Raw genomic sequence first — 19,782 nt, 5'->3', positions numbered from 1 at the left:
AGTGTAACGCAAACCCTAGAGAAGATTAAATGCGTGTTCGGCAACCTGTAAGGTTTCTTCGATGTCGGTTTCAGTGTGGGCCAAAGACATAAATCCGGCTTCATAAGCACTAGGAGCCAAGTACACACCGCGCTTCAGCATTTCATGATAGAACTTACGGAAATGCTCCATATTACAATGCGTTGCTTGTTCGTACGTGGTTACTTTCGGCGCGTCACTAAAGAAGAAACCGAACATGCCGCCAGCTTGTGCAGTTGTGAACGGAATGCCTTTTTTGTCGGCCAATTCTTGCAGGCCAGTGGTCAGCTCTGTAACGCGAGATTCCAACTGCGTATAGATAGACGACGAATTCAACAGATTCAGGGCTGCTAAACCGGCGGCCATGGCAACGGGATTCCCAGACAAGGTTCCCGCTTGATATACCGGGCCTGTGGGGGCGATGTAGTCCATAATTTCACGTTTGCCGCCAAAGGCACCTACCGGCATACCACCACCGATGACCTTCCCTAAACAGGTGAGGTCCGGCGTGACTTGGAAGAGCTCTTGAGCGCCGCCACGGGCCACCCTAAAACCTGTCATCACTTCATCGAAAATAAGCACGCTGCCGTATTGGTCACAAATACTTCGCAGGCCTTCGAGGAACCCAGGCTCTGGTAAAATACAGTTCATGTTGCCAGCAACGGGCTCCACGATAATACAGGCGATTTGATCACCGACATCAGCAAACACTTGCTTTACTTCATCGAGATTATTAAAGCTGACGGTAAGCGTATGCTTCGCAAAGTCTTCAGGAATTCCCGGTGAATTGGGCACGCCTAAGGTTAAGGCACCAGAACCGGCTTTCACCAATAGTGAATCTGCATGACCGTGATAACAGCCTTCAAACTTAAGAATTTTATCGCGCTTGGTGTAGCCGCGCGCCAAACGAATAGCGCTCATGGTGGCTTCAGTGCCTGAATTCACCATGCGTACTTTCTCAATAGACGGCACCATGGAAATCACTTTTTCCGCCATGGTGATTTCAGCAGCAGTCGGTGTGCCGAAGCTAAGTCCGCGCTCGGCGGCTTCAATGGCTGCATCGCGAATCTCTGGATGATTATGACCCAGAATCATCGGGCCCCATGAGCCGATGTAATCGATATAGCGATTGCCGTCGACATCGAATAAATAGGCACCCTGAGCCCGTTCAATAAAAATAGGATGACCGCCAACGCCTTTAAATGCGCGCACGGGTGAGTTCACACCGCCGGGAATCGAACGCTGGGCGATTTCAAATAACTGCTCGGAACGGGTAGACATAGTTACAACCTCATTAAATATTTGCTTTGTCACTGTACCAAATCACATCCGTGTCGTAGCGACTCACTAAATGCTCCACGCCTAAGGTAAGGGCAAAAAGTGCCATCCGAATGAGTACGCCGTTATCCGCTTGGCGGAAAATGGCAAGATTCGGATGTTGGTTCAAGTCGTTATCCAATTCATTGGCTTCGGCGCGGGAATCCCGGGGAAGCGGATGCATAATGACAGTATTTGGTTTGTAGTGACGTGTATAAATCTCGCTGTTGAGTCGGAAACGTCCACGATATTGGGCGGCTTCCTCTTGGCTTGCAAAACGCTCTTGCTGAATTCGGGTTTGATACACAATATCCGCATCCACCGAGCCGCTTAAACTATCAGCACGGAATACCTGATGACCGGCGTTTTCTAAAAGTGCAACGATATCATCGGGCATGGCAAGTTCGGGCGGCGAAATAAAGGTCAGGCGCACGTTGTTGAACGCACACAATAACTTCGACAATGAATGTACGGTGCGGCCGTATTTGAGATCACCGATCATGCACAAATGCATGCCATCAATGGTGCGGCCGTGGTGCTGTAATTCTTTTTCGATGGTATACAAATCGAGTAATGCTTGAGTCGGGTGTTCATTGGCGCCGTCACCACCGTTAATGACAGGTACCCGACTGCCTTCAGAAAACTCGGCCACACTGCCGGCTTTGGGGTGGCGCATGGCAATAATATCGCTGTAGCTGGAGAGTACCCGGGCGGTATCGTATAAGGATTCGCCTTTGGCGAGCGCCGAGCTCTCCATTCCCGTGGTCTCCCGCACTTCTCCTCCCAGTAAGTTAAAGGCGGTACCAAAACTTACTCGGGTACGTGTGGAAGGCTCGAAAAATAGATTACCTAAAATGGCACCATCGAGAACGCGAGTGCGCTTTCGCCGGTGAGCATAGGGTTCCATTAGGTCGGCAATGCGAAAAACATGCTCAATGGCATCGCGATCGAATTGATCGACAGAGAGGATATTAGCGCCAGTAAACTTCATCATGGGGATGTTTCCAACGTGATCGACTGTTGGGAGAGCATCATATCAGATCTCCGGAAAGCACAGAACATAAGACCGCAAAATAAACGTAGTTTCGAACGCAGCATCATGGCTGCAATACTGCCAGAATAACGATGGCAAATAGCAAAATCACCGGCACCTCATTAAACACGCGATACCATTTCCCTGAGCGCCGATTGCGATTGGCTTTAAAATCCGCCAGTAGCACAAAGCAGTACGCGTGGTAGACCACCAGAAGCGCCACCAAAAGTAGTTTGATGTGCAACCAACCACTCATGCGAAACCAATCGGCACCATAAATCCAAATGATGCCAAATCCAAAGGCGATGGTAAGGAGAGCAAAGGGTGTTACAAAATAGAGTAATCGTCGCTCCATCACTTTAAATTGTTCATGAACAACTGATTCACTGGATTCAGCGTGATACACAAAGATGCGCGGCAAATAAAATATACCGGCAAACCAAGCCACCATAAATGCAATGTGCAGCGCTTTGAACCATTGCAGAACGAGAAATTCATTCATGCTTTCACCTTAAAACCGACGCAGCGAGATGGGAAAGCGGGTTCCTCATCATTCAGGAGGGATTCACCCGCAAAATTCAGTTAGACTATACCCCATTCACGGGATAAGTATGAAGTGATCTGGATCACGGGAGCTTCACATGTCTGCAGAAAACGACTCGCAGCGGCTGTACCAATTTATTCGTTATGCGGCGATTGCCGCAGTGTTTGCACTGCTTGGTTACTTTGGCGGAAATGCGCGTTTGCATCACCTTGAGCAGAATACACGGTTGCAAGAAAGCCAACGCAGTAGTTTGCATCAACGAGTAGAACGACTCGAGTATCGAAATAATATTTTACAGGTGGAACTTGATGTAGAACGGGCCGCAACCCGCGCGTTGCAACAAGAGCTGCGTGAGGCGATTGATCAGAATGCGCAGATTCGCCGGGATTTGGTGTTCTATCAACGAGTAATGGCGCCTGAACTCGACGCTGATGGCGTTTCCATCGACTCGTTCCAGATCTCGCGCTTAAGCAACGAAGAACGTTATTACTTTCGTTTGATTTTGCTGCAACTTGAACGCATTGAACAATTGATGACAGGAAGTATGCGGGTCGTTGTGCGTGGTCAACGAGATGGGCAACGCCAGGATCTGAGTATTCTTGAACTCGCGGGCTATGATACCGAACACTCATTTTCCATGAGTTATTTCACGTTAACCGAGGGGAGCTTTAGTTTTCCTGAGGGATTTACGCCGGATACGGTGCATGTGCACGTGCGTGTCCGGGGTGGACGTCAAACTGAACGCTATTTCCCTTGGAGTGACTTGCTCGAAGCGAGTGACTTAGAACATTCCCCTGAGAGTTGATTGTATATCGTGCATCGGCGACAATATGAGGATTAGCCGAATGCGGTTAAGATTCATCGTCAATAAGTGAGAGTCTGGAATGAGTGCAGTAGAGCAGGCCATGCCCATCGAGTTTAGCGAATCCGCCGCCAAGCGCGTGCGTGATTTAATCACCGAAGAGGAAAACTCCGAGCTTAAGCTCCGTGTTTTTGTAACCGGTGGGGGATGTTCTGGATTCCAGTATGGGTTCACCTTTGATGAAAAAGTGAACCCAGACGACATGAAAATTGAAAAAAGCGGCGTGACTCTGGTCGTTGACCCGATGAGCCTCCAGTATTTGATGGGTGGTGTGGTCGACTATGAAGAAGGGCTGCAAGGTGCGCGATTCTTTGTGAACAATCCAAATGCCACCACAACCTGTGGTTGCGGCTCATCTTTCTCAGTGTAAAAACTGCTATTCGTCGCTTTTTAGCCGCAAAAAAACCAAGAAGCGTATAGCTCTGTTGAAATTTTGTACACCCGCGAGGTGCGCATATATAAACCCTTAGACGCCAGTCGAGGGTTTTTTTGTGGAGCATTTTCGCCTTCAGCGTATAGATCCAACTCCTTGAATTTTAACAATATGGATACATTAAATTGCTTGCTTTACAGCTCGCAACTCCCACAATGGTGGGGTTTAGAGGTAAGCCCCAAAGGGCAATGTGGAGTGCAGAAGTTCATGGTTCGATTGCTGACACAAGGAATTACAGGCGTTATTGCTGTCATGCTGGTCAGCTTTTTCCCGCTGGGAAAAGCAACCGCCCAAGGCGAAGGGATCGCTGAAGCTATTTGCTTTGAAATTAGTAGTGATAACTTGCGCGAACTTAGCACCATTATTAACCGCCATAACTTGCGTTTGCGCAATCTGTATACCTCTGTGCGTTGCAATGGCTACTCGATGCTGCAGTTTGCGATCACCGCAGAAGCAGAAGATGTCGGCCGTATGCTCACACGCTCGCTGCCGCCGCGCATGATCAAGAACGATGAAGTGGATGGTGTGCCCTTGTTGCGTTGGGCGGAATCCACCGGTTACGGTTCTTCACCGATCGTTTTGGCCGTGCGCGAACGCATTGGTCCGGTTTCTGCACCTTTCTAACGCAGGCAATTTCTCCCCCGCAGATGATTTGATACACTAATGCCCTTACCATTCATAATGAAGAGGGCGTGATGAGTCAGTATCTAGACCACTTAGCTGTTGTGCAGCAACGGTTCGACGAAGCACTCGAGGCTACCCAGTTCGACAGTGTCCTGATTTACGCAGGGCAACCGCGTTACGCGTTTCTCGATGACAACCCATACACTTTCCGAGTGAACCCAATGTTTAAATATTGGATTCCAGTCACCGAAAGCCCGAAGAGTTTTATTTTCTATCGTCGCGGCGAAACGCCACGGGTGTTCCTATTCCAAGCGCGAGATTTTTGGCACGCGCAACCACAACTACCACCAGGCGAATGGCAAGAAGCCTGCGATGTGACCCTCATTGATAATATTGACCAAGTCCGTGCAGCTCTTGCTGATGAGCTTGCCCATACGGCCCTTATTAGTGATGCCCTTGAGCCAGTCGATAGCTGGTCAGTGAAAGCACACAACCCAACAGCATTGATCGACTATTTGCATTTCCAGCGTGCGATCAAGACTGAGTGGGAGAAAACCAACTTACGCAAAGCTAATGTGCTTGCCGTGCGTGGTCATGAAGCGGCGAAGGCGGCATTTTTTGCCGGTAAATCGGAGCTCGAAATTAGTCATGCTTACTACGGCGCCATGAAATTCCGTGAGTCTCAGGCCCCGTACAACAGCATTATCGGTTTAAACGAACACAGCGCGGTATTACATTACGACGTTTACGAGACAGAAGCCCCAGCAGAACATCGCTCATTCTTGATTGATGCCGGTGCTTATTACAATGGCTATTGCGCGGATATTACCCGTACTTACGCAGCCAAAGACGGCTTCTACAAAGAACTTGTGGAAGCGGTGGATGCCGCCGAGCAAGCCATTATTGCGCAAATCAAACCAGGCGTTGCTTATTACGACTTGCATGTGGATACCCATCATCGTATTGCCCAAATCTTGCACGAGTTTGGTTTCTTTAAAGTAGACGCCAATACGATTTATGAGCGCGGATATACCAGCGCTTTCTTCCCGCATGGACTTGGCCATTACATTGGGTTGCAGGTACATGATGTGGGCGGATACTTAAAAAATCCGCAAGGGGAAACCCATGCCCGGGATGCGCGTCATCCGTTCTTGCGATTACGCCGTGAAGTGGAAGAAGGTAACGTGTTTACCATTGAGCCAGGCATGTACGTCGTAGATCAGTTGCTCGAAGAATTCGATGGCAACGAAGACTTCAACTGGAATCGTATTAATGAATTGCGCCCGTATGGTGGGGTGCGTATTGAAGATAGCGTCATTGTTACTGCGGATGGATGTGAAAACATTACTCGCGATGCTTTTGCGAGCTATAAATAGCAGCGACAATCAGGCTATAAAAAAGCGCCCTCGGGCGCTTTTTTTGTAATCTACGGGTTTAGCGTTTACTGAGCCGGGAAATAACCGCCTAAGATCGCTGGGCGCGAAGCGCCGGTAACGCTGGTTAAATCCAGTGCTTTACGCTCACAGTGACACCAGGCCAACCACGCAAATAAGACGGCTTCGACCCAATCTACTTGAATGCCTAATTCATCAGTGCTGGCAATCCGACACTCAGGAAGCATAGTCGCGCAACGTGCCAGTAGTTCGGTGTTATGTGCACCGCCACCACAGAAAAACAGCTCCGTGGGCGTAGCGGTGCGCTCAGGCGCTGATAACAGCCCTTGAATGGCATCACACAAACTCTTTGCGGTGCACTCCAATAAAGTGGCTTGCACGTCTTCTGGCGGAATCTGTTCAAAACGTTCGAGTCGGTGGTGCAGCCAACCTGACGTGAAATATTCACGCCCGGTGCTTTTCGGTGGTGTCCGTTTGAAATAGGGGTCGCTCATCAGGGTATCGAGTAGCCCTTCGTGTACCTTGCCCGTTGCCGCCCAGCGGCCACCGATGTCGTAGGCCTGCTGATGATGTCGTTGAATCCAGTCATCCATTAAGGTGTTGCCAGGGCCGGTATCAAAGCCAAGTAGCGGTGCGCTGCCGCCATGGGGAAGGTAACTGATATTGGCGATACCGCCGATATTAGCAATGATGCGATCGTGACTCGGATGGGTAAAAACTTCGCGATGAAAGAGTGGCGCTAAGGGCGCGCCTTCGCCACCGAGAGCAATATCTTTCTGCCGAAACTGCGCCACTACATCAATACCAGTGAGCGCTGCAATAGTATGTGGGCATCCCAGTTGAATACTAAAGCCCGGAGGCTGTTCCGGATGATGGCGAACAGTTTGGCCATGGCTACCAATAGCACGAATGGCTTCAGGTCCAAGTTGGTTACGGGTAAGCAGGGCATGAACACCCGCAGCCACAACTTCAGCAAAGCGCCGGTCGGCGCTGCCGAAATGGACTAGCTCTTCGTTGCCGGGGGTACAGAGAGCGCGCAGGCGCTCCTGTAAAGACTGAGGGATGTCCCAACTTAAGGCGTCGTGTTGTTGAATCGTGCCTTGATGATCAATGCTGACAAGCGCAAGGTCGAGGCCATCTAAACTGGTCCCCGACAGGGTGCCGATAAAGTAACTGTTAGTCATCGTCTCGCATCGCGAGATAGAAACGCTTGCGACCATTAATCATTGCCAATTTTTCTTCGGCAATTTTCTTAAACACAGCCATTTGCGCTGCTGGCAGTGGCTCTGCTTTGGGCAGCTCCACCGTACGCGGGTTGCGATGCACGCCATCGACCAAGAATTCATAATGCAAATGCGGACCAGTGACCCGGCCAGTTGCGCCCACCTGACCAATAATTTGCCCTTGTTTCACGCGATCTCCTTGCTGCACGGAGCGGCGATGCAAATGCAAGTACTTAGTCATATAGCGCTCACCGTGCTGGATGAAGATATAGTGACCATTCAAATTATTATAAGCACTGGCCACCACGCGACCATCACCAGAAGCCATCACAGGGGTTCCAACCGGTGCAGCGTAGTCGATACCATTATGAGGAACGACACGGCCTGTTACTGGGTGCATTCGGCGCGGATTAAATTCCGAAGAAACACGGTTAAAGGCAACAGGTGCGCGTAGGAAGGTCTGGCGCAAACTGCGCCCTTCTGCAGTGTAATAGCGACCATCTTCATGGCGCACGGCGGTAAAGCGATCCCCTTGGTTGGTAAATTCGGCAGCAACGATGCGGCCGACCCCAACAAACTGACCGTCGATAAAATTTGTTTCGTAGAGCACGCTAAATTCGTCACCGGCGCGGATATCCAAGGCAAAATCGATATCCCAACCAAAGAGTTCTGCGAGGCTCATAATCAAGCCTTGCGATAACCCTGCACTCACGCCAGCGTTCCAAAAGCTCGTACGAATCTCCGCATGGGCGAACTCCAGACGAGTATCAATCACTTTTTGCTCGCGCTCACTGACATACTGACCATCTTCGTCACGATAAATCATCAGCGTTTCGGTGTCGTTTAGGCGGTAATGCATGGCAACTAAGTTGTCGTCCTGATCCCGCGCAAAACGGAGGGTATCGCCCGGGTGGATACGACGCAGAACATTCGCATCTGGTGCTTGGGTAAGTTCGTGCAATTGGCGCGCACTAAAACCGACCCGCTGGAAAATTCGGGCCATGCTATCGCCAGAGCGAACTTCATAATCCACCCAAGTGAGATTGGAAGGGTCGTCTTCTAAGGAATGTGATTCACCTAAATATAATTCGAGATCGTAGCGCACGCCGGGCTCGAGTGGTTCATACCCGGCCATATCCCGTGATGCACTCGCCTTCTCGGAAGGCCACACTAATAAAACGAGGAGCAAAATGCTCACCGAGATGATAATAATCTGGTGTCGTTTCGGTAGCTGTTGCAAGAAACGCTGGATTGGCTCGACCATAAAAACAAGAGTCCTCTGTACTTCTTCGTGTTATATCATATCATTTTCTACATGCAAGCAGAAACAGAGCGCTTAAAAGCTGCTCTTGGATCAAGTAGAATGCCCCTTGGATAAAAAGTTCAGTCAGTCTGGAGTAAAGATGAGTAAAGCTGTAGCCGAGGCGCTAGCGTTAATTACGCGGGGCGTAGATGAAGTTCTTGTAGAGCAAGAACTTAAAGACAAATTAATGGAAGGCCGGCCTTTAATTGTAAAAGCAGGCTTTGATCCAACGGCGCCAGATTTACATTTAGGCCATACGGTGCTCATCAATAAACTCAGAATCTTTCAAGATTTAGGGCACACGGTGGTGTTTTTAATTGGTGATTTTACCGGAATGATCGGTGACCCCACGGGGAAAAACGTTACCCGTAAGCCGTTAAGCAAAGATGACGTACTTGCCAATGCCGAGACCTATAAAGAACAAGTATTTAAGATCCTGGACCCAGAAAAAACACAAGTCCGTTTTAATAGCGAATGGATGAACCATTTGGGAGCTGCGGGGATGATCAAATTAGCATCTCGGCAAACCGTTGCACGGATGCTCGAACGTGACGATTTTAAAAAGCGCTATCAAGGCGGTCAGCCTATCGCAATTCATGAGTTTATTTATCCATTGGTTCAAGGCTGGGACTCTGTTGAGTTAAAGGCCGATGTGGAAATGGGCGGTACCGATCAGCGTTTTAACTTGCTGATGGGGCGTGAGCTGCAAAAAGAAGAAGGACAGCGACCGCAAACCGTGATCACAGTGCCATTGCTAGAAGGCCTCGATGGCGTTCAGAAAATGTCGAAGTCATTGGGTAACTACGTCGGCATTACCGATGCGCCAAACGATATGTTTGGAAAGCTGATGTCGGTCTCCGATGATCTCATGTGGAAATATTTTGATTTGCTTAGCTTCCGTCCGACAGAAGAGCTCGAAGCACTGAAAGCAAAGGTTGCGGCGGGTAGTAATCCTCGCGATGCCAAGGTGGAGTTGGCAAAAGAAATTATTACGCGCTTCCACAGTGCGGAAGCCGCCGATGCCGCCGAGCAAGATTTTATTCAGCGCTTTCAAAAAAATGCGATTCCCGACGATATGCCAGAAATCACTTTGGTATTAGCTGCCGATCAGCGTGGGTTGGCGCATGTGTTGAAAGAAGCTGGATTAGTGGCATCCACCTCAGAAGCTATGCGTATGGTGAAACAAAAAGCGGTACGTATTGATGGGGAACAAGTCGCTGATGCGCGGATGGCGTGTACCGAAGGCACCGCAGTGTATCAAGTGGGTAAGCGTAAATTTGCGCGTATCACATTGGCTTAGTATGTTGCTAAAAACAGAGTTTAACGAAAAAGGCTCAGCACCTAACTGCTGAGCCTTTTTTAATCCGATACTTGCTCTGGCGAACGTAGATAGTGGGGTTAGTAAGCGCTTACCTGAGTGATCGCCATCGTTTCTGCATTAATCAAGGTGAGTTGTTCGCCCCATACACAACCCGTATCTAAGGCGCGAATGTCTGTGCGTTGGGTATCCCCCCGCAAAGCGGCCCAGTGCCCAAAGAATATAGTCCAAGGACTTTGCGGCCACTGTTCAAACCAAGGCGTAAACTCGGCGCGATCGACCTGAGAAGGGTGTTCTTTTTGGCCAAAATCAAGACTTCCATCTGGGCGTAGGTAACGCATCCGAGTGAGCGCATTTACGATAAAACGCTGACGTTCAATGCCGTGTAGATCGTTTGACCACTGGGCAGGCTCGTTGCCATACATTTGTTCGAGAAACTGAACAAATCGATGAGACCGCAGTGTATTTTCTACATCGGTCGCATACGATGTTGCTTGATCGACAGTCCAGGAAGGTAACAGTCCCGCATGCACCACGACTTGTAGTCGTTGTGGATCAGTGAGCAAGAGTGGTTGTTGTCGTAACCATTGAATCCAGAAATCCCGATCCGGGCCATATAATAACGCCCCAGTATTATCTTTTGGGTTGGGCGGTCGTATATCGCAAAGCACGGCTAGGGCATGAAGATCGTGGTTTCCGAGAACACATTGAAATGCAGGGCCGAGGCCAACTAAGTATTCAAGCGTTGCCTGGGGCTCAGGGCCGCGACCGATCAGGTCGCCTACCGACCATAATTGATCGTGTCGCGGGTTAAAATCGACGGCCGCCAATAACCGCTTAAGCGGTGTAAGACACGCATGGAGGTCGCCAATAATATACCGAGCCATAGGCTTCTCGCTTAGTGCAGAATGTTTGGCATTGCTAGGCGAAACAGGGGAATTGGAAGCTGCCATTCGGTACCGTCGTCGTTGACCATACCGTAAGTGCCTTCCATGTGACCCAGTGGTGTTTTTAACACGGTGCCGCTGGTGTACTTAAATGTTTTGCCCGGTTCAATGCGTGGTTGTTTTCCCACCACGCCGTCGCCCATCACTTCGGTAACTTTGCCATTTGCGTCGGTTACCGTCCATTTACGGTTCAGCAGTTTAATGGCGTAAGGGCTCTGATTTTTAATAGTGATCGTGTAGGCAAATACGAACTGATCGTGATCTGGCTCAGACTGCTCCGTTAAATATTCAGTTTCCACACTCAGTTCTACATCGATACGACGACTCATAGTGTTCTTTGATGCTCCGTAATCCAGTTAGCCATACGTACAAAATCGCCAACCCCGAGGGTTTCTGGGCGTACGCTTGGATCAATGCCAATCGACTCTAATTCGTCTGCACTCATGAGTTTCTTCATGTTATTGCGCATCGTTTTCCGACGTTGGTGAAAGGCCATATGGCATACATGATTTAGTGTTGCACGGTCGTGAACAGGCCAAGGCGATTCACTATAAGGTACCAAACGCGCAACAGCGGAATCCACTTTCGGGGCTGGATGAAATGCCTCAGGTGGTACTTCTAACACAGGCAGCACTTGGCAGGCCTGCTGCACCATCACCGTAAGGCGACCAAAAGCTTTGCTGCCTGGTGCTGCGGCCATACGTTCGATCACCTCTTTTTGCAGCATAAAATGCATATCTGCGATGGTATTGAGATGACTTAACAAATGGAAAATCAGCGGCGTTGAAATGTTATAGGGAAGATTTCCGAACACCCTGAGCGGCTGGCCTAATGTTTGAGCCAACTCATTAAAATTAAACTTGAGTGCATCAGCGCGATGCACTGTGAGCTTGCCCGCAAACTCAGGAGAGGTTTCTAAGCGCTGTGCCAGATCACGGTCTAACTCGACCACGTGCAAATGTCCTGCTCGTGCTAATACAGGGCGCGTGAGTGCCGCCAAACCTGGGCCAATTTCTACAACAGGCTGTCCGGGTTCCGGTGCAATAGCGTCAACAATGGCATCAATCACGGTTTCGTCTTGTAAGAAATTCTGACCGAACCGTTTGCGGGCGCGGTGCCCGTCTAATGCTTTACTCATGAACTAGGCTGATTCCTTGTGCTGCTGCTCTGCCATGTGTATCGCTTGTTGCAGAGCAATCTTAAAGCTGCCTGCGTCGGCTTGGCCGGTTCCGGCTAAATCCAACGCTGTGCCGTGGTCAACGGATGTACGAACAAAGGGGAGACCCAAGGTTATATTCACGGCGTCTCCAAATCCCTTATATTTTAACACGGGGAGACCCTGATCGTGATACATCGCGAGGATAACATCGGCCTGTTGCAGATATTTGGGCTGAAAAATGGTGTCGGCGGGCAAGGGGCCAATCAAGGTATAGCCATGGTCTTGCCGTAATCGCTCGAGAACCGGAGTAATGACCGAAATTTCTTCATGGCCTAAATGCCCTCCTTCACCCGCATGGGGGTTTAATCCGCATACATAGATGCGCGGATTGGACAGGCCAAACTTAGTCACTAAATCTTTGTGCAATATGGTAATGACACGCTCAAGCCGTTCAGGGGTAAGAGCTTTGGATACATAGGCAAGAGGGATATGGGTGGTAACCAATGCCACCCGCAAGCCGGTTGTTGCCAGCATCATAACCACATCTTTACAGCCTGCTTGCAGAGCAAAGTATTCCGTATGACCACTGAAAGCGATGCCCGCTTGATTGATAATTCCTTTGTGCACAGGGCCAGTCACTACGGCGGCAAACTCGCCGTCGAGGTTTCCTTGGCTGGCACGACGAAGTGTTTCTACCACGTAATGACCATTCTGCTCGTTTAATTCGCCGGCGACTGAAGGGGCCGATAGCGGAATATGGTCTATGAGGAGGGTTCCTGGGCGATGCGCCTTAGGTTCACGTGAACTGTTGTAGTCGTGTAACTCGATCGAGAGCTTTAGATGCTTCGCCCGTTCCGCGATTAAGGTTTTATCCGCGCAAACAACAAGCTCAGCAGGCCATTCCTGCTGAGCTAACTGGAGAACCAAGTCAGGGCCGATGCCCGCGGGCTCACCTGGCGTGATTACGATCCTTGGGATCATTATAAGCGGTAGTCCACATAGGCATTGTCGCGAATTTCCTGGAACCACACGTCGAGTTCTTCCTGGAATTTACGGCGATAGAGAATGTTCTGTGCCTGTTCACGTAAACGTTGCTCAGTAATATCTTGTTGGCGGCGATCGAGAACTTCCACAATGTGCCATCCAAACTCGGTGCGGAATGGTTCAGAAATCGTGTTTAATTCGATACGTGAAACAACGCTGCGGAACTCAGGAACAAACACATCAGGTGGCAACCATCCCATCTCGCCGCCGTCAGCAGCAGAACCGGTGTCGCTTGAATGTTGGCGAGCGAGTTCAGCGAATGTTTTTTCGCCTGAAATAATTTGCTCACGGAAGTCACGCAGCATTTGTTGTGCGCGATTATCCGACAAAATAACCGATGGACGGATGAGAATGTGACGAGCCTTTACTTCATCTTCCAGTGCACGTTGGGTGCCACGCACTTCGTGAACTTTCAGAATATGAAAACCTAGACCACTGCGCAACGGACCAACTACGGTACCTTCTTCTTTGTCGCGAATGTTGTTGGCAAACAAGGTTGGTAGCGCGTTCAGTGACATAAAGCCCATATCACCGCCCTCTAGCGCATTGGAAGCTGCGGATGCGGTAATGGCTAGCTGTGCAAAGTCGTCACCCTCGTTTAAACGGTTCAATACTTCATTGGCACGCTCCCGCGCCAAGGCCTCGTTCTCACGGCCTTGTTCATCTTGCAAGCTAATCAGAATATGACCCACGCGGTATTCGACATCTTGGTTACCTTGTTGCTTGATCAAGTCGACCAACAAATTAATTTCTTGCGGGCTCATATATACGCGGCGCTGAATAGATGCGCGCTGCACTTCAGAGACTAAAATCTGAGTTCGAATTTCTTCACGGTAGTCGGCCCAGCTCTGCCCTTGGGCCGTGATTTGCTGGCGCAGGCCATCTACCGGCATGCCATTGTCGGATGCGATCGACGCAATGGCTTGATCCACAATGGCGTCGTTAATGCGAATCCCCATACGCTCCGCGATTTGCTTCTGCAGTGTTTGTAGTACCAGCCGCTCCGCAACTTGCGTTTCTAGGGCGCTATCGGAAGGGAGGCGCCCGCCACCCGCTTCGATATCACGACGTACCGATGCGAGCATGTTTTTCATCTCGCTTTCTAATATCACTTGCTCATTTACCACGATCACGACGCGATCAAGCAATTGCTCTGCGGTCGCTAGGGTACTGGCCAGCATGGCAACAACACCAAAAGCCAAGGCTGTAATTTTTTTCATAAAGCTTCCAATCTTCTCTGTGTGCTTGCAAAAAATCGAAGAACGAACCGGTCGACTTCGATGTTGTGAACTGGAACTATGGAGTCTAAAACCATTAAATAATTCCATGGCCCACGAAATTAATTGTTCAAATAAAACGGTCTGCGGTAGCCAAAAATGCTCTGCTGGAGCATATCGAGCATGCCAGGACCGGAGCTACCCAGCCCAGTTAGAATAAACTGTAGACTCACGCCGGTATCAAACTCCGCTGGTGGTAACGGCTCGCCAGGCTGTAAGAATTCAAAATTACGGTCGACGCGACGATATGCGCTTACCCGAACAGACCAACAGCAACGATCGTATTGCACACCAATGGCGGCATCCATCGCACGGTTGGAGCGTAGGTCGTGATACCAATGACTTGCTACGCGCCAATCGTCGGCCAATGCCCAAGTTCCAAGGAAACCCGCTTGCTCAACTTCTTCACTCGTACCGACTAAACCTCGAACGCGACGATGGTTTAACTGTATCAAGTTCCCATCATCTTTACGATACTCAATGGCTGCGCGACTTTTCCGCACGAGGCTCAAATCGGTATCATATTGAATGGCGGAGCTCGCGAACCAACGTGAACTTAAACGAAAATCCAGTTCTGCCGCGACCTCGGAGTTACTGGCTGTAATCCGGCTGGTTTCATCGAAGAGTTGCGTACGGCTTTCATCTAAATAGATAATTTGCCCCAAGCTAAACCGCATTAATTCTTCGGCGTGAGCATCAAAGAAGCTAGTGGATGCGCCAATGGTAACTTGATGGGCATCGGCGATGCGATCGAGCCCAGTAAAGCGTCGCGGACGGAACAAACTGTGATAGTTATCCTGCATCAAAATAGTGTCGTATATGCCGATGCGGTTTTGATCGCGAAATGGAACATACAGATACTGAATTTGCGGCGTGAGGGTTTGGAACCCTTCGCGCTTCGTGTTTTGACGCTCTAAATTCACTTGCCCATGCCAGCGAAACTGCGGTAATGCGCGAGTGGTGGAGCCTTGCGCAGGGTTCTCAGACGATTGTTCGTAATGGGTGACAAGGTAGTGCAAGTCTGCGGTCCAATCCCATGCTGGACGCACGACACGATAGCGCAAGCTCGGCTCCACATGCATACGGGTGGCATAGTCGGAATTGTTGATCGGATTACGAAAATGGCTGAATTCACTGTGCAGATGCGCGGTTAAATTATTTGAGATCCCTTCTTCATGTTGCACACTCACTCGCGGCAGCGTGCGGTAAGGCGCACGATAGGGACCGAGCATCTGGAAATCTTCAATTTGAATTTGTGCACGGGTTTGATTGCCGCGATAGTCGAATTGCGCCCGCCGATATAAATTTGGATCGGCGCGGTTGGCAAAAGGTGCCCCAAAATCGTTGATGTAGGCCACGTCACTCACTTGTGCGATATCAAGGTAACTCGACCAACGGCTGGAAATCTCGGTGGCATGTTCTACCCGCCACAATGAGCGACTGTTATTGCCGCTTGTACTGGTATCTGAATCGAGATACTCCACATAGGTGCTGCCTTCGTGGCTTGGGGTAAGGTAACGGGCTTCAACCACACCCATGATGCCTCGTTCGCTCATCAGGCGCGGGCTCAAGGTCATATCGTAATTGGGTGCTAAGTTTAAGTAATAGGGGATTTCTACTTCCAAACCATTGCGCGATGAACTGCGAATCGTCGGGTAGAGAAAGCCACTCTTGCGTTCGTCGGTGACCGGAAAACTAAAGCGTGGAATATATAAAATAGGTACATCGAAGATACGAAACTGAGCGTGGTGCGCCGTACCCCAGCTTTCATTCTCGTTCACCGTAATTTCACTGGCGCGAATTTGCCATGCTGGGCGATCCCCCGGACAGGTCGTGAACGTACCTTGATGTAAGGTTACCTCGCGGCTGCCGCTGGCGGCTTGAATATCAATTTTCCCGGCTCGGCCGATGGCCCCAGTTGGGATAAGGACATATTCTGAATCTACTATTTGCACGGCTTGCTCAAAGCTGTCCGCATGGAATTCGGTTGCCCGTACCGCAATGTAGCCATCACTGTAAACGAGTCCGCCGGTCGCACTGAGTTTCCCTGTTAATTGATCCAGTTGTGCTCGGTCAGTCCGTAAGAATTGATCACCTTGGATCAGTTGAACATTTCCTTCCATGGTGGCAAATCGGTTACGATCAATTTGCGTGCGATCTGCAAATGATCGAATTTCAAGTTCGCTTGCGTTGCCGTCCAATTCACCACGTGCTGGCAATTCGAGTAACCAACTGGGTAGTACGCGGCACTGATCAGCAGGTGGGCCAACGGGAGAAGTGGTTGGCGACAGTTCCGCGGCTTCTTGGGCATAGCTCACACCGACGAGCAGGGACGCCCAACCCGCCCCGATGAGGGCGCGCAAGATGGTTCGACAGGTGCTTGCAAATGGGCGAAACGAAAACGTCATGTAAACAGGCTTACGTCCAAGGTTGAGATCATGGCAGGTATGATAAAGCAATTTCCTTCTGCGGGCTATTTGCTAAGATGCGTTCTAGCCTGTTGGCGAACATTTTTATTTTCTTGGAGCACGTCATGATGGAACGAACGCAAACCTTGCACCATTGGGTGGCTCAGGTTTTAGGACATGAAAACATGGAAGTGGCCCCGTTAGCGGGAGACGCAAGCTTTCGGCGGTATTTTCGCGTACACGATGCTCAGGCAAAGAAAACCTGGATTTTAGTGGATGCCCCGCCCCCGGAATCATTGGAGCCTTTTATCTCTCTGGCACAGGCATATCGAGAGGCAGGCGTTCATGTTCCTGCGGTGATTGGTGCCCAGTACGACAGCGGCATGATGCTGCTCGAAGATTTTGGCGATCAATTGTTCCATAGCGCATTAACCGCCGAGTCCGCGCCTTTGTTGTATGCCCGCGCGTTGGCGGAGCTTCCTGCCATTATGCACGTCACTGAACATCGCAAAGGGGCTATCCCGCCCTATGATCGCGCATTACTAGAGCGGGAGAATGGGTTGTTCCGAGATTGGCTGCTCGGTACACATTTACAATTGACGCTTACACCGGCGGAAGAAAAATTGTGGGAGCGGGTATCCGCACGCATGGTACACCAAGCCTTGGCGCAACCGAGCGTGGGCGTGCATCGGGATTATCATAGTCGCAATTTAATGCTGACACCCTCGCAAACCATTGGGGTGATTGACTTTCAAGATGCAGTCACCGGGCCAATTACCTACGACGCAGTATCGTTACTGCGGGATTGTTATGTGCGCTGGCCATCAGATTTTGTGCAACGATTGTCACAACAGTGTCGCGAACTCCTGCAAGATCGGGGCTTATTGGATACTTCAGTAAGCGCGGAGCAATGGCAGGAATGGTTTGATTGGATGGGGCTGCAACGCCATACCAAGGCCAGTGGTATCTTTGCTCGTTTATATCACCGAGATGGCAAACAGAGCTACTTGGGGGATATTCCCAATACGGTGCAGTATCTGGTTGATGTGGCTGCGGAGCATTCGGATCTGGCTGATTATCATGATTGGTTGGTCACACGCATTCAGCCGGCGATTCATGAGCGTCGCGAAGCGACAGGAGCCATGTAGATGCGCGCGATGATTCTTGCCGCTGGGCGCGGTCAACGTATGCGCCCATTAACCGACACCACGCCAAAACCACTCCTTCAGGTTGCCGGAAAACCTCTTTTGCAATGGCACTTGGAGAAGTTAGTGGCGGCAGGTGTGCGCGACATTGTGATCAATACGGCTTGGCTTGGGGAACAACTCGAATCCTATTTTGGCGATGGCTCCCGGTGGGGTGCCCGTATTTTTTGGTCCCATGAACCGGCGGGTGGCTTAGAAACGGCAGGGGGTATTATTCAGGCCTTACCCTTGTTGCAGCATGAGGATCCTGAGGCGCCCTTTTGGGTGATCAATGGCGATATCTTTACTGATTTCGACTTTCGGAAGTTGCCGACAGCATTAGGTGAGGACTTGGGCCATTTAGTTTTGGTTGAAAATCCAGAGCATCATCCTCATGGCGATTTTCGCTTGCTGGCGGATCGCGTTCAAGATCATCCGCATTACACATTTAGCGGCATGAGTGTTCTGTCGCCGCGGCTGTTCGCTGGCGCAGCACCGGGCTTCCTGAAGTTACGACCATTTTTAACTCATGCCATAGCCCAGGACAAATTGAGTGGCCAACTGCATGAAGGATTATGGACGGATGTAGGCACACCGGCACGCTTCACTCAATTGAACCGCCAACTGAATCCGCAATTCAATCAAAAGCAGGACTAATATGTTTGGACGTTTGCTTGGAACCCTTTTAGGCTTTGCGGCAGGGCGCATTCTCGGCGCAATTCTGGGTTTTCTGTTAGGGTATTGGATCGATAGAATCGCCAATGAGCGTGGCCAAAGCCATCGTCAAAACAGTGCGCAAGGGAAAGCCTCAGCACGATTTACGGAAGCGGAAATTTATCAGTTTTTTGGAGTCAGCCCGCAGGTAAGCGATCGAGAGTTAAAAAAAGCCTATCACCAAAAAATGAAACTCTGTCATCCGGATCGGTTACCCAATGACGCGTCAGCCGAACGCAAAGAGCAAGCGAAGCAAGCGGCGCAAGAAGTACAAGCATTGTACGACCGTATTCGTCAACAGCGACGTCAGAAAGGTGGCGGCGAGTAGAACTCCAGCTCTGCTCCCGTTAGCGGGTGGCGAAAGGCAATAAACTCCGCATGCAGCAGTAAACGCGGGGCGGCCGCGATTGAGTCGGCGGTTCCGTATAACCGATCCCCTAAGATTGGATGCCCGAGTTGTTGCATGTGGACTCGCAACTGATGTGAACGTCCAGTGACGGGAAACAATTGCACATCGGTGGTGTTAGCGTTGCGGCTGACCACCTGAAAACGCGTGAGTGCCGATTTTCCCTGTTCAGTGCACACCATTTGTTTGGGACGGTTTGGCCAATCACAGCGCAATGGCAGTGCGACTTCCCCCGCATCGTTTTCCATGTGCCCAAACACACGCGCGCGATAATGTTTGGTGACTTGACGACGCTCAAATTGTTGGCCGAGTTTGCCTTGCGCTTCTTTGTGCAATGCCATCACGATAATTCCTGATGTCGCCATATCGAGTCGATGCACCACGCGCGCACTCGGTAATGCCCGCTGTACGCGCAGAATCAAACTGTCTTTGTGCTCAGGCGCTTTTCCCGGCACTGACAAGAGTCCCGCAGGCTTATTGAAGACGATGAAATCATCATCCCGCCACAACATGGTGAGCCAAGGATCGAGCGGTGGGTTATACACAAACATGGTGTTTTCATTCACTTGGAGAA

The 19,782-nt window shown here is 50.3% G+C and carries 20 protein-coding genes; 8 read left to right on the top strand and 12 right to left on the bottom strand.

The genetic code is table 11. The annotated features are described in order from the left end of the window. Positions 1-15: 15 nt before the first annotated feature. From hemL to FM042_RS10935, 3 genes are all read right to left on the bottom strand, one after another. A complete protein-coding gene (hemL, locus tag FM042_RS10945) occupies positions 16-1,299 on the bottom strand; it encodes a glutamate-1-semialdehyde 2,1-aminomutase (RefSeq protein WP_143236485.1) in 1,284 nt (427 codons plus the stop codon). 13 nt (positions 1,300-1,312) lie between these two features. Then, positions 1,313-2,329, bottom strand: coding sequence for an aspartate carbamoyltransferase (locus FM042_RS10940; protein ID WP_232366430.1), 1,017 nt, complete (start codon positions 2,327-2,329; stop codon positions 1,313-1,315). A 103-nt stretch (positions 2,330-2,432) separates the two neighbouring features. Beyond that, positions 2,433-2,870 carry a CopD family protein gene (locus tag FM042_RS10935; protein ID WP_143236484.1) on the bottom strand — a complete coding sequence of 146 codons (438 nt, stop codon included), beginning with the start codon at positions 2,868-2,870 and terminating at the stop codon, positions 2,433-2,435. A gap of 139 nt (positions 2,871-3,009) precedes the next feature. On the opposite strand from FM042_RS10935, the gene FM042_RS10930 reads away from it, so the two are divergent. The 4 genes from FM042_RS10930 to pepQ all read left to right on the top strand — a co-directional run bounded on the left by FM042_RS10930 (position 3,010) and on the right by pepQ (position 6,207). Next, a complete protein-coding gene (locus FM042_RS10930; RefSeq protein WP_143236483.1) occupies positions 3,010-3,717 on the top strand; it encodes a DUF6776 family protein in 708 nt (235 codons plus the stop codon). Positions 3,718-3,796: 79 nt separating this feature from the next. Next, positions 3,797-4,144 (top strand): iron-sulfur cluster insertion protein ErpA, encoded by a 348-nt coding sequence (erpA, locus tag FM042_RS10925; RefSeq protein WP_143236482.1) that lies wholly within the window; start codon positions 3,797-3,799, stop codon positions 4,142-4,144. 270 nt (positions 4,145-4,414) lie between these two features. Then, entirely contained in the window at positions 4,415-4,831 is a 417-nt protein-coding gene (locus FM042_RS10920; protein WP_185960781.1) for a DUF3718 domain-containing protein, read from the top strand. 71 nt (positions 4,832-4,902) lie between these two features. Next, complete coding sequence (gene pepQ / locus FM042_RS10915; protein WP_143236480.1) at positions 4,903-6,207, top strand: Xaa-Pro dipeptidase; 1,305 nt, start codon at positions 4,903-4,905, stop codon at positions 6,205-6,207. A gap of 65 nt (positions 6,208-6,272) precedes the next feature. Here the strand turns inward: pepQ and FM042_RS10910 are convergent, their stop codons facing one another. Both FM042_RS10910 and FM042_RS10905 read right to left on the bottom strand, forming a co-directional pair. Next, complete coding sequence (locus FM042_RS10910) at positions 6,273-7,409, bottom strand: anhydro-N-acetylmuramic acid kinase (RefSeq protein WP_143236479.1); 1,137 nt, start codon at positions 7,407-7,409, stop codon at positions 6,273-6,275. Further along, positions 7,402-8,700, bottom strand: a complete 1,299-nt coding sequence (locus FM042_RS10905) for a peptidoglycan DD-metalloendopeptidase family protein (protein ID WP_408608863.1) — start codon at positions 8,698-8,700, stop codon at positions 7,402-7,404. The genes FM042_RS10910 and FM042_RS10905 overlap by 8 nt, the downstream gene beginning before the upstream one ends. A 151-nt stretch (positions 8,701-8,851) precedes the next feature. On the opposite strand from FM042_RS10905, the gene tyrS reads away from it, so the two are divergent. Beyond that, complete coding sequence (gene tyrS / locus FM042_RS10900) at positions 8,852-10,051, top strand: tyrosine--tRNA ligase (protein WP_143236477.1); 1,200 nt, start codon at positions 8,852-8,854, stop codon at positions 10,049-10,051. Positions 10,052-10,149: 98 nt separating this feature from the next. Here the strand turns inward: tyrS and FM042_RS10895 are convergent, their stop codons facing one another. From FM042_RS10895 to FM042_RS10870, 6 genes are all read right to left on the bottom strand, one after another. Continuing rightward, a complete protein-coding gene (locus tag FM042_RS10895; protein WP_185960780.1) occupies positions 10,150-10,956 on the bottom strand; it encodes a symmetrical bis(5'-nucleosyl)-tetraphosphatase in 807 nt (268 codons plus the stop codon). 11 nt (positions 10,957-10,967) lie between these two features. After that, entirely contained in the window at positions 10,968-11,345 is a 378-nt protein-coding gene (gene apaG / locus FM042_RS10890) for a Co2+/Mg2+ efflux protein ApaG (protein WP_143236475.1), read from the bottom strand. Then, complete coding sequence (gene rsmA / locus FM042_RS10885; protein WP_143236474.1) at positions 11,342-12,154, bottom strand: 16S rRNA (adenine(1518)-N(6)/adenine(1519)-N(6))-dimethyltransferase RsmA; 813 nt, start codon at positions 12,152-12,154, stop codon at positions 11,342-11,344. The genes apaG and rsmA overlap by 4 nt, the downstream gene beginning before the upstream one ends. 3 nt (positions 12,155-12,157) lie before the next feature. Further along, positions 12,158-13,159: a 4-hydroxythreonine-4-phosphate dehydrogenase PdxA gene (gene pdxA, locus FM042_RS10880; protein WP_221931536.1), complete on the bottom strand. Its 1,002-nt coding sequence runs from the start codon at positions 13,157-13,159 to the stop codon at positions 12,158-12,160. After that, a complete protein-coding gene (gene surA, locus FM042_RS10875; protein ID WP_143236472.1) occupies positions 13,156-14,439 on the bottom strand; it encodes a peptidylprolyl isomerase SurA in 1,284 nt (427 codons plus the stop codon). The genes pdxA and surA overlap by 4 nt, the downstream gene beginning before the upstream one ends. A gap of 119 nt (positions 14,440-14,558) precedes the next feature. Next, the gene (locus FM042_RS10870) at positions 14,559-16,904 is read right to left on the bottom strand and encodes an LPS-assembly protein LptD (protein ID WP_143236471.1); all 2,346 of its coding nucleotides are present in this window, start codon (positions 16,902-16,904) and stop codon (positions 14,559-14,561) included. Positions 16,905-17,029: 125 nt separating this feature from the next. Here FM042_RS10870 and FM042_RS10865 point away from each other — a divergent pair, with 125 nt between their 5' ends. From FM042_RS10865 to FM042_RS10855, 3 genes are read left to right on the top strand one after another with little or no spacing between them, the layout of a single operon-like run. After that, on the top strand, positions 17,030-18,052 hold the full coding sequence (locus tag FM042_RS10865) for an aminoglycoside phosphotransferase family protein (protein WP_143236470.1): 1,023 nt from the start codon (positions 17,030-17,032) through the stop codon (positions 18,050-18,052). Beyond that, the gene (gene murU / locus FM042_RS10860; protein WP_143236469.1) at positions 18,053-18,745 is read left to right on the top strand and encodes an N-acetylmuramate alpha-1-phosphate uridylyltransferase MurU; all 693 of its coding nucleotides are present in this window, start codon (positions 18,053-18,055) and stop codon (positions 18,743-18,745) included. A 1-nt stretch (position 18,746) separates the two neighbouring features. Further along, on the top strand, positions 18,747-19,130 hold the full coding sequence (locus tag FM042_RS10855) for a J domain-containing protein (RefSeq protein ID WP_143236468.1): 384 nt from the start codon (positions 18,747-18,749) through the stop codon (positions 19,128-19,130). Here the strand turns inward: FM042_RS10855 and FM042_RS10850 are convergent. After that, complete coding sequence (locus FM042_RS10850) at positions 19,109-19,759, bottom strand: RluA family pseudouridine synthase (protein WP_143236467.1); 651 nt, start codon at positions 19,757-19,759, stop codon at positions 19,109-19,111. The genes FM042_RS10855 and FM042_RS10850 overlap by 22 nt on opposite strands. Between the last annotated feature and the right edge of the window lie 23 nt (positions 19,760-19,782).

The sequence above is a fragment of the Aliidiomarina halalkaliphila genome, from assembly GCF_007096385.1.
Taxonomy (GTDB): Bacteria; Pseudomonadota; Gammaproteobacteria; order Enterobacterales; family Alteromonadaceae; genus Aliidiomarina; species Aliidiomarina halalkaliphila.
This window is presented reverse-complemented; position numbering and strand designations above follow the sequence as displayed.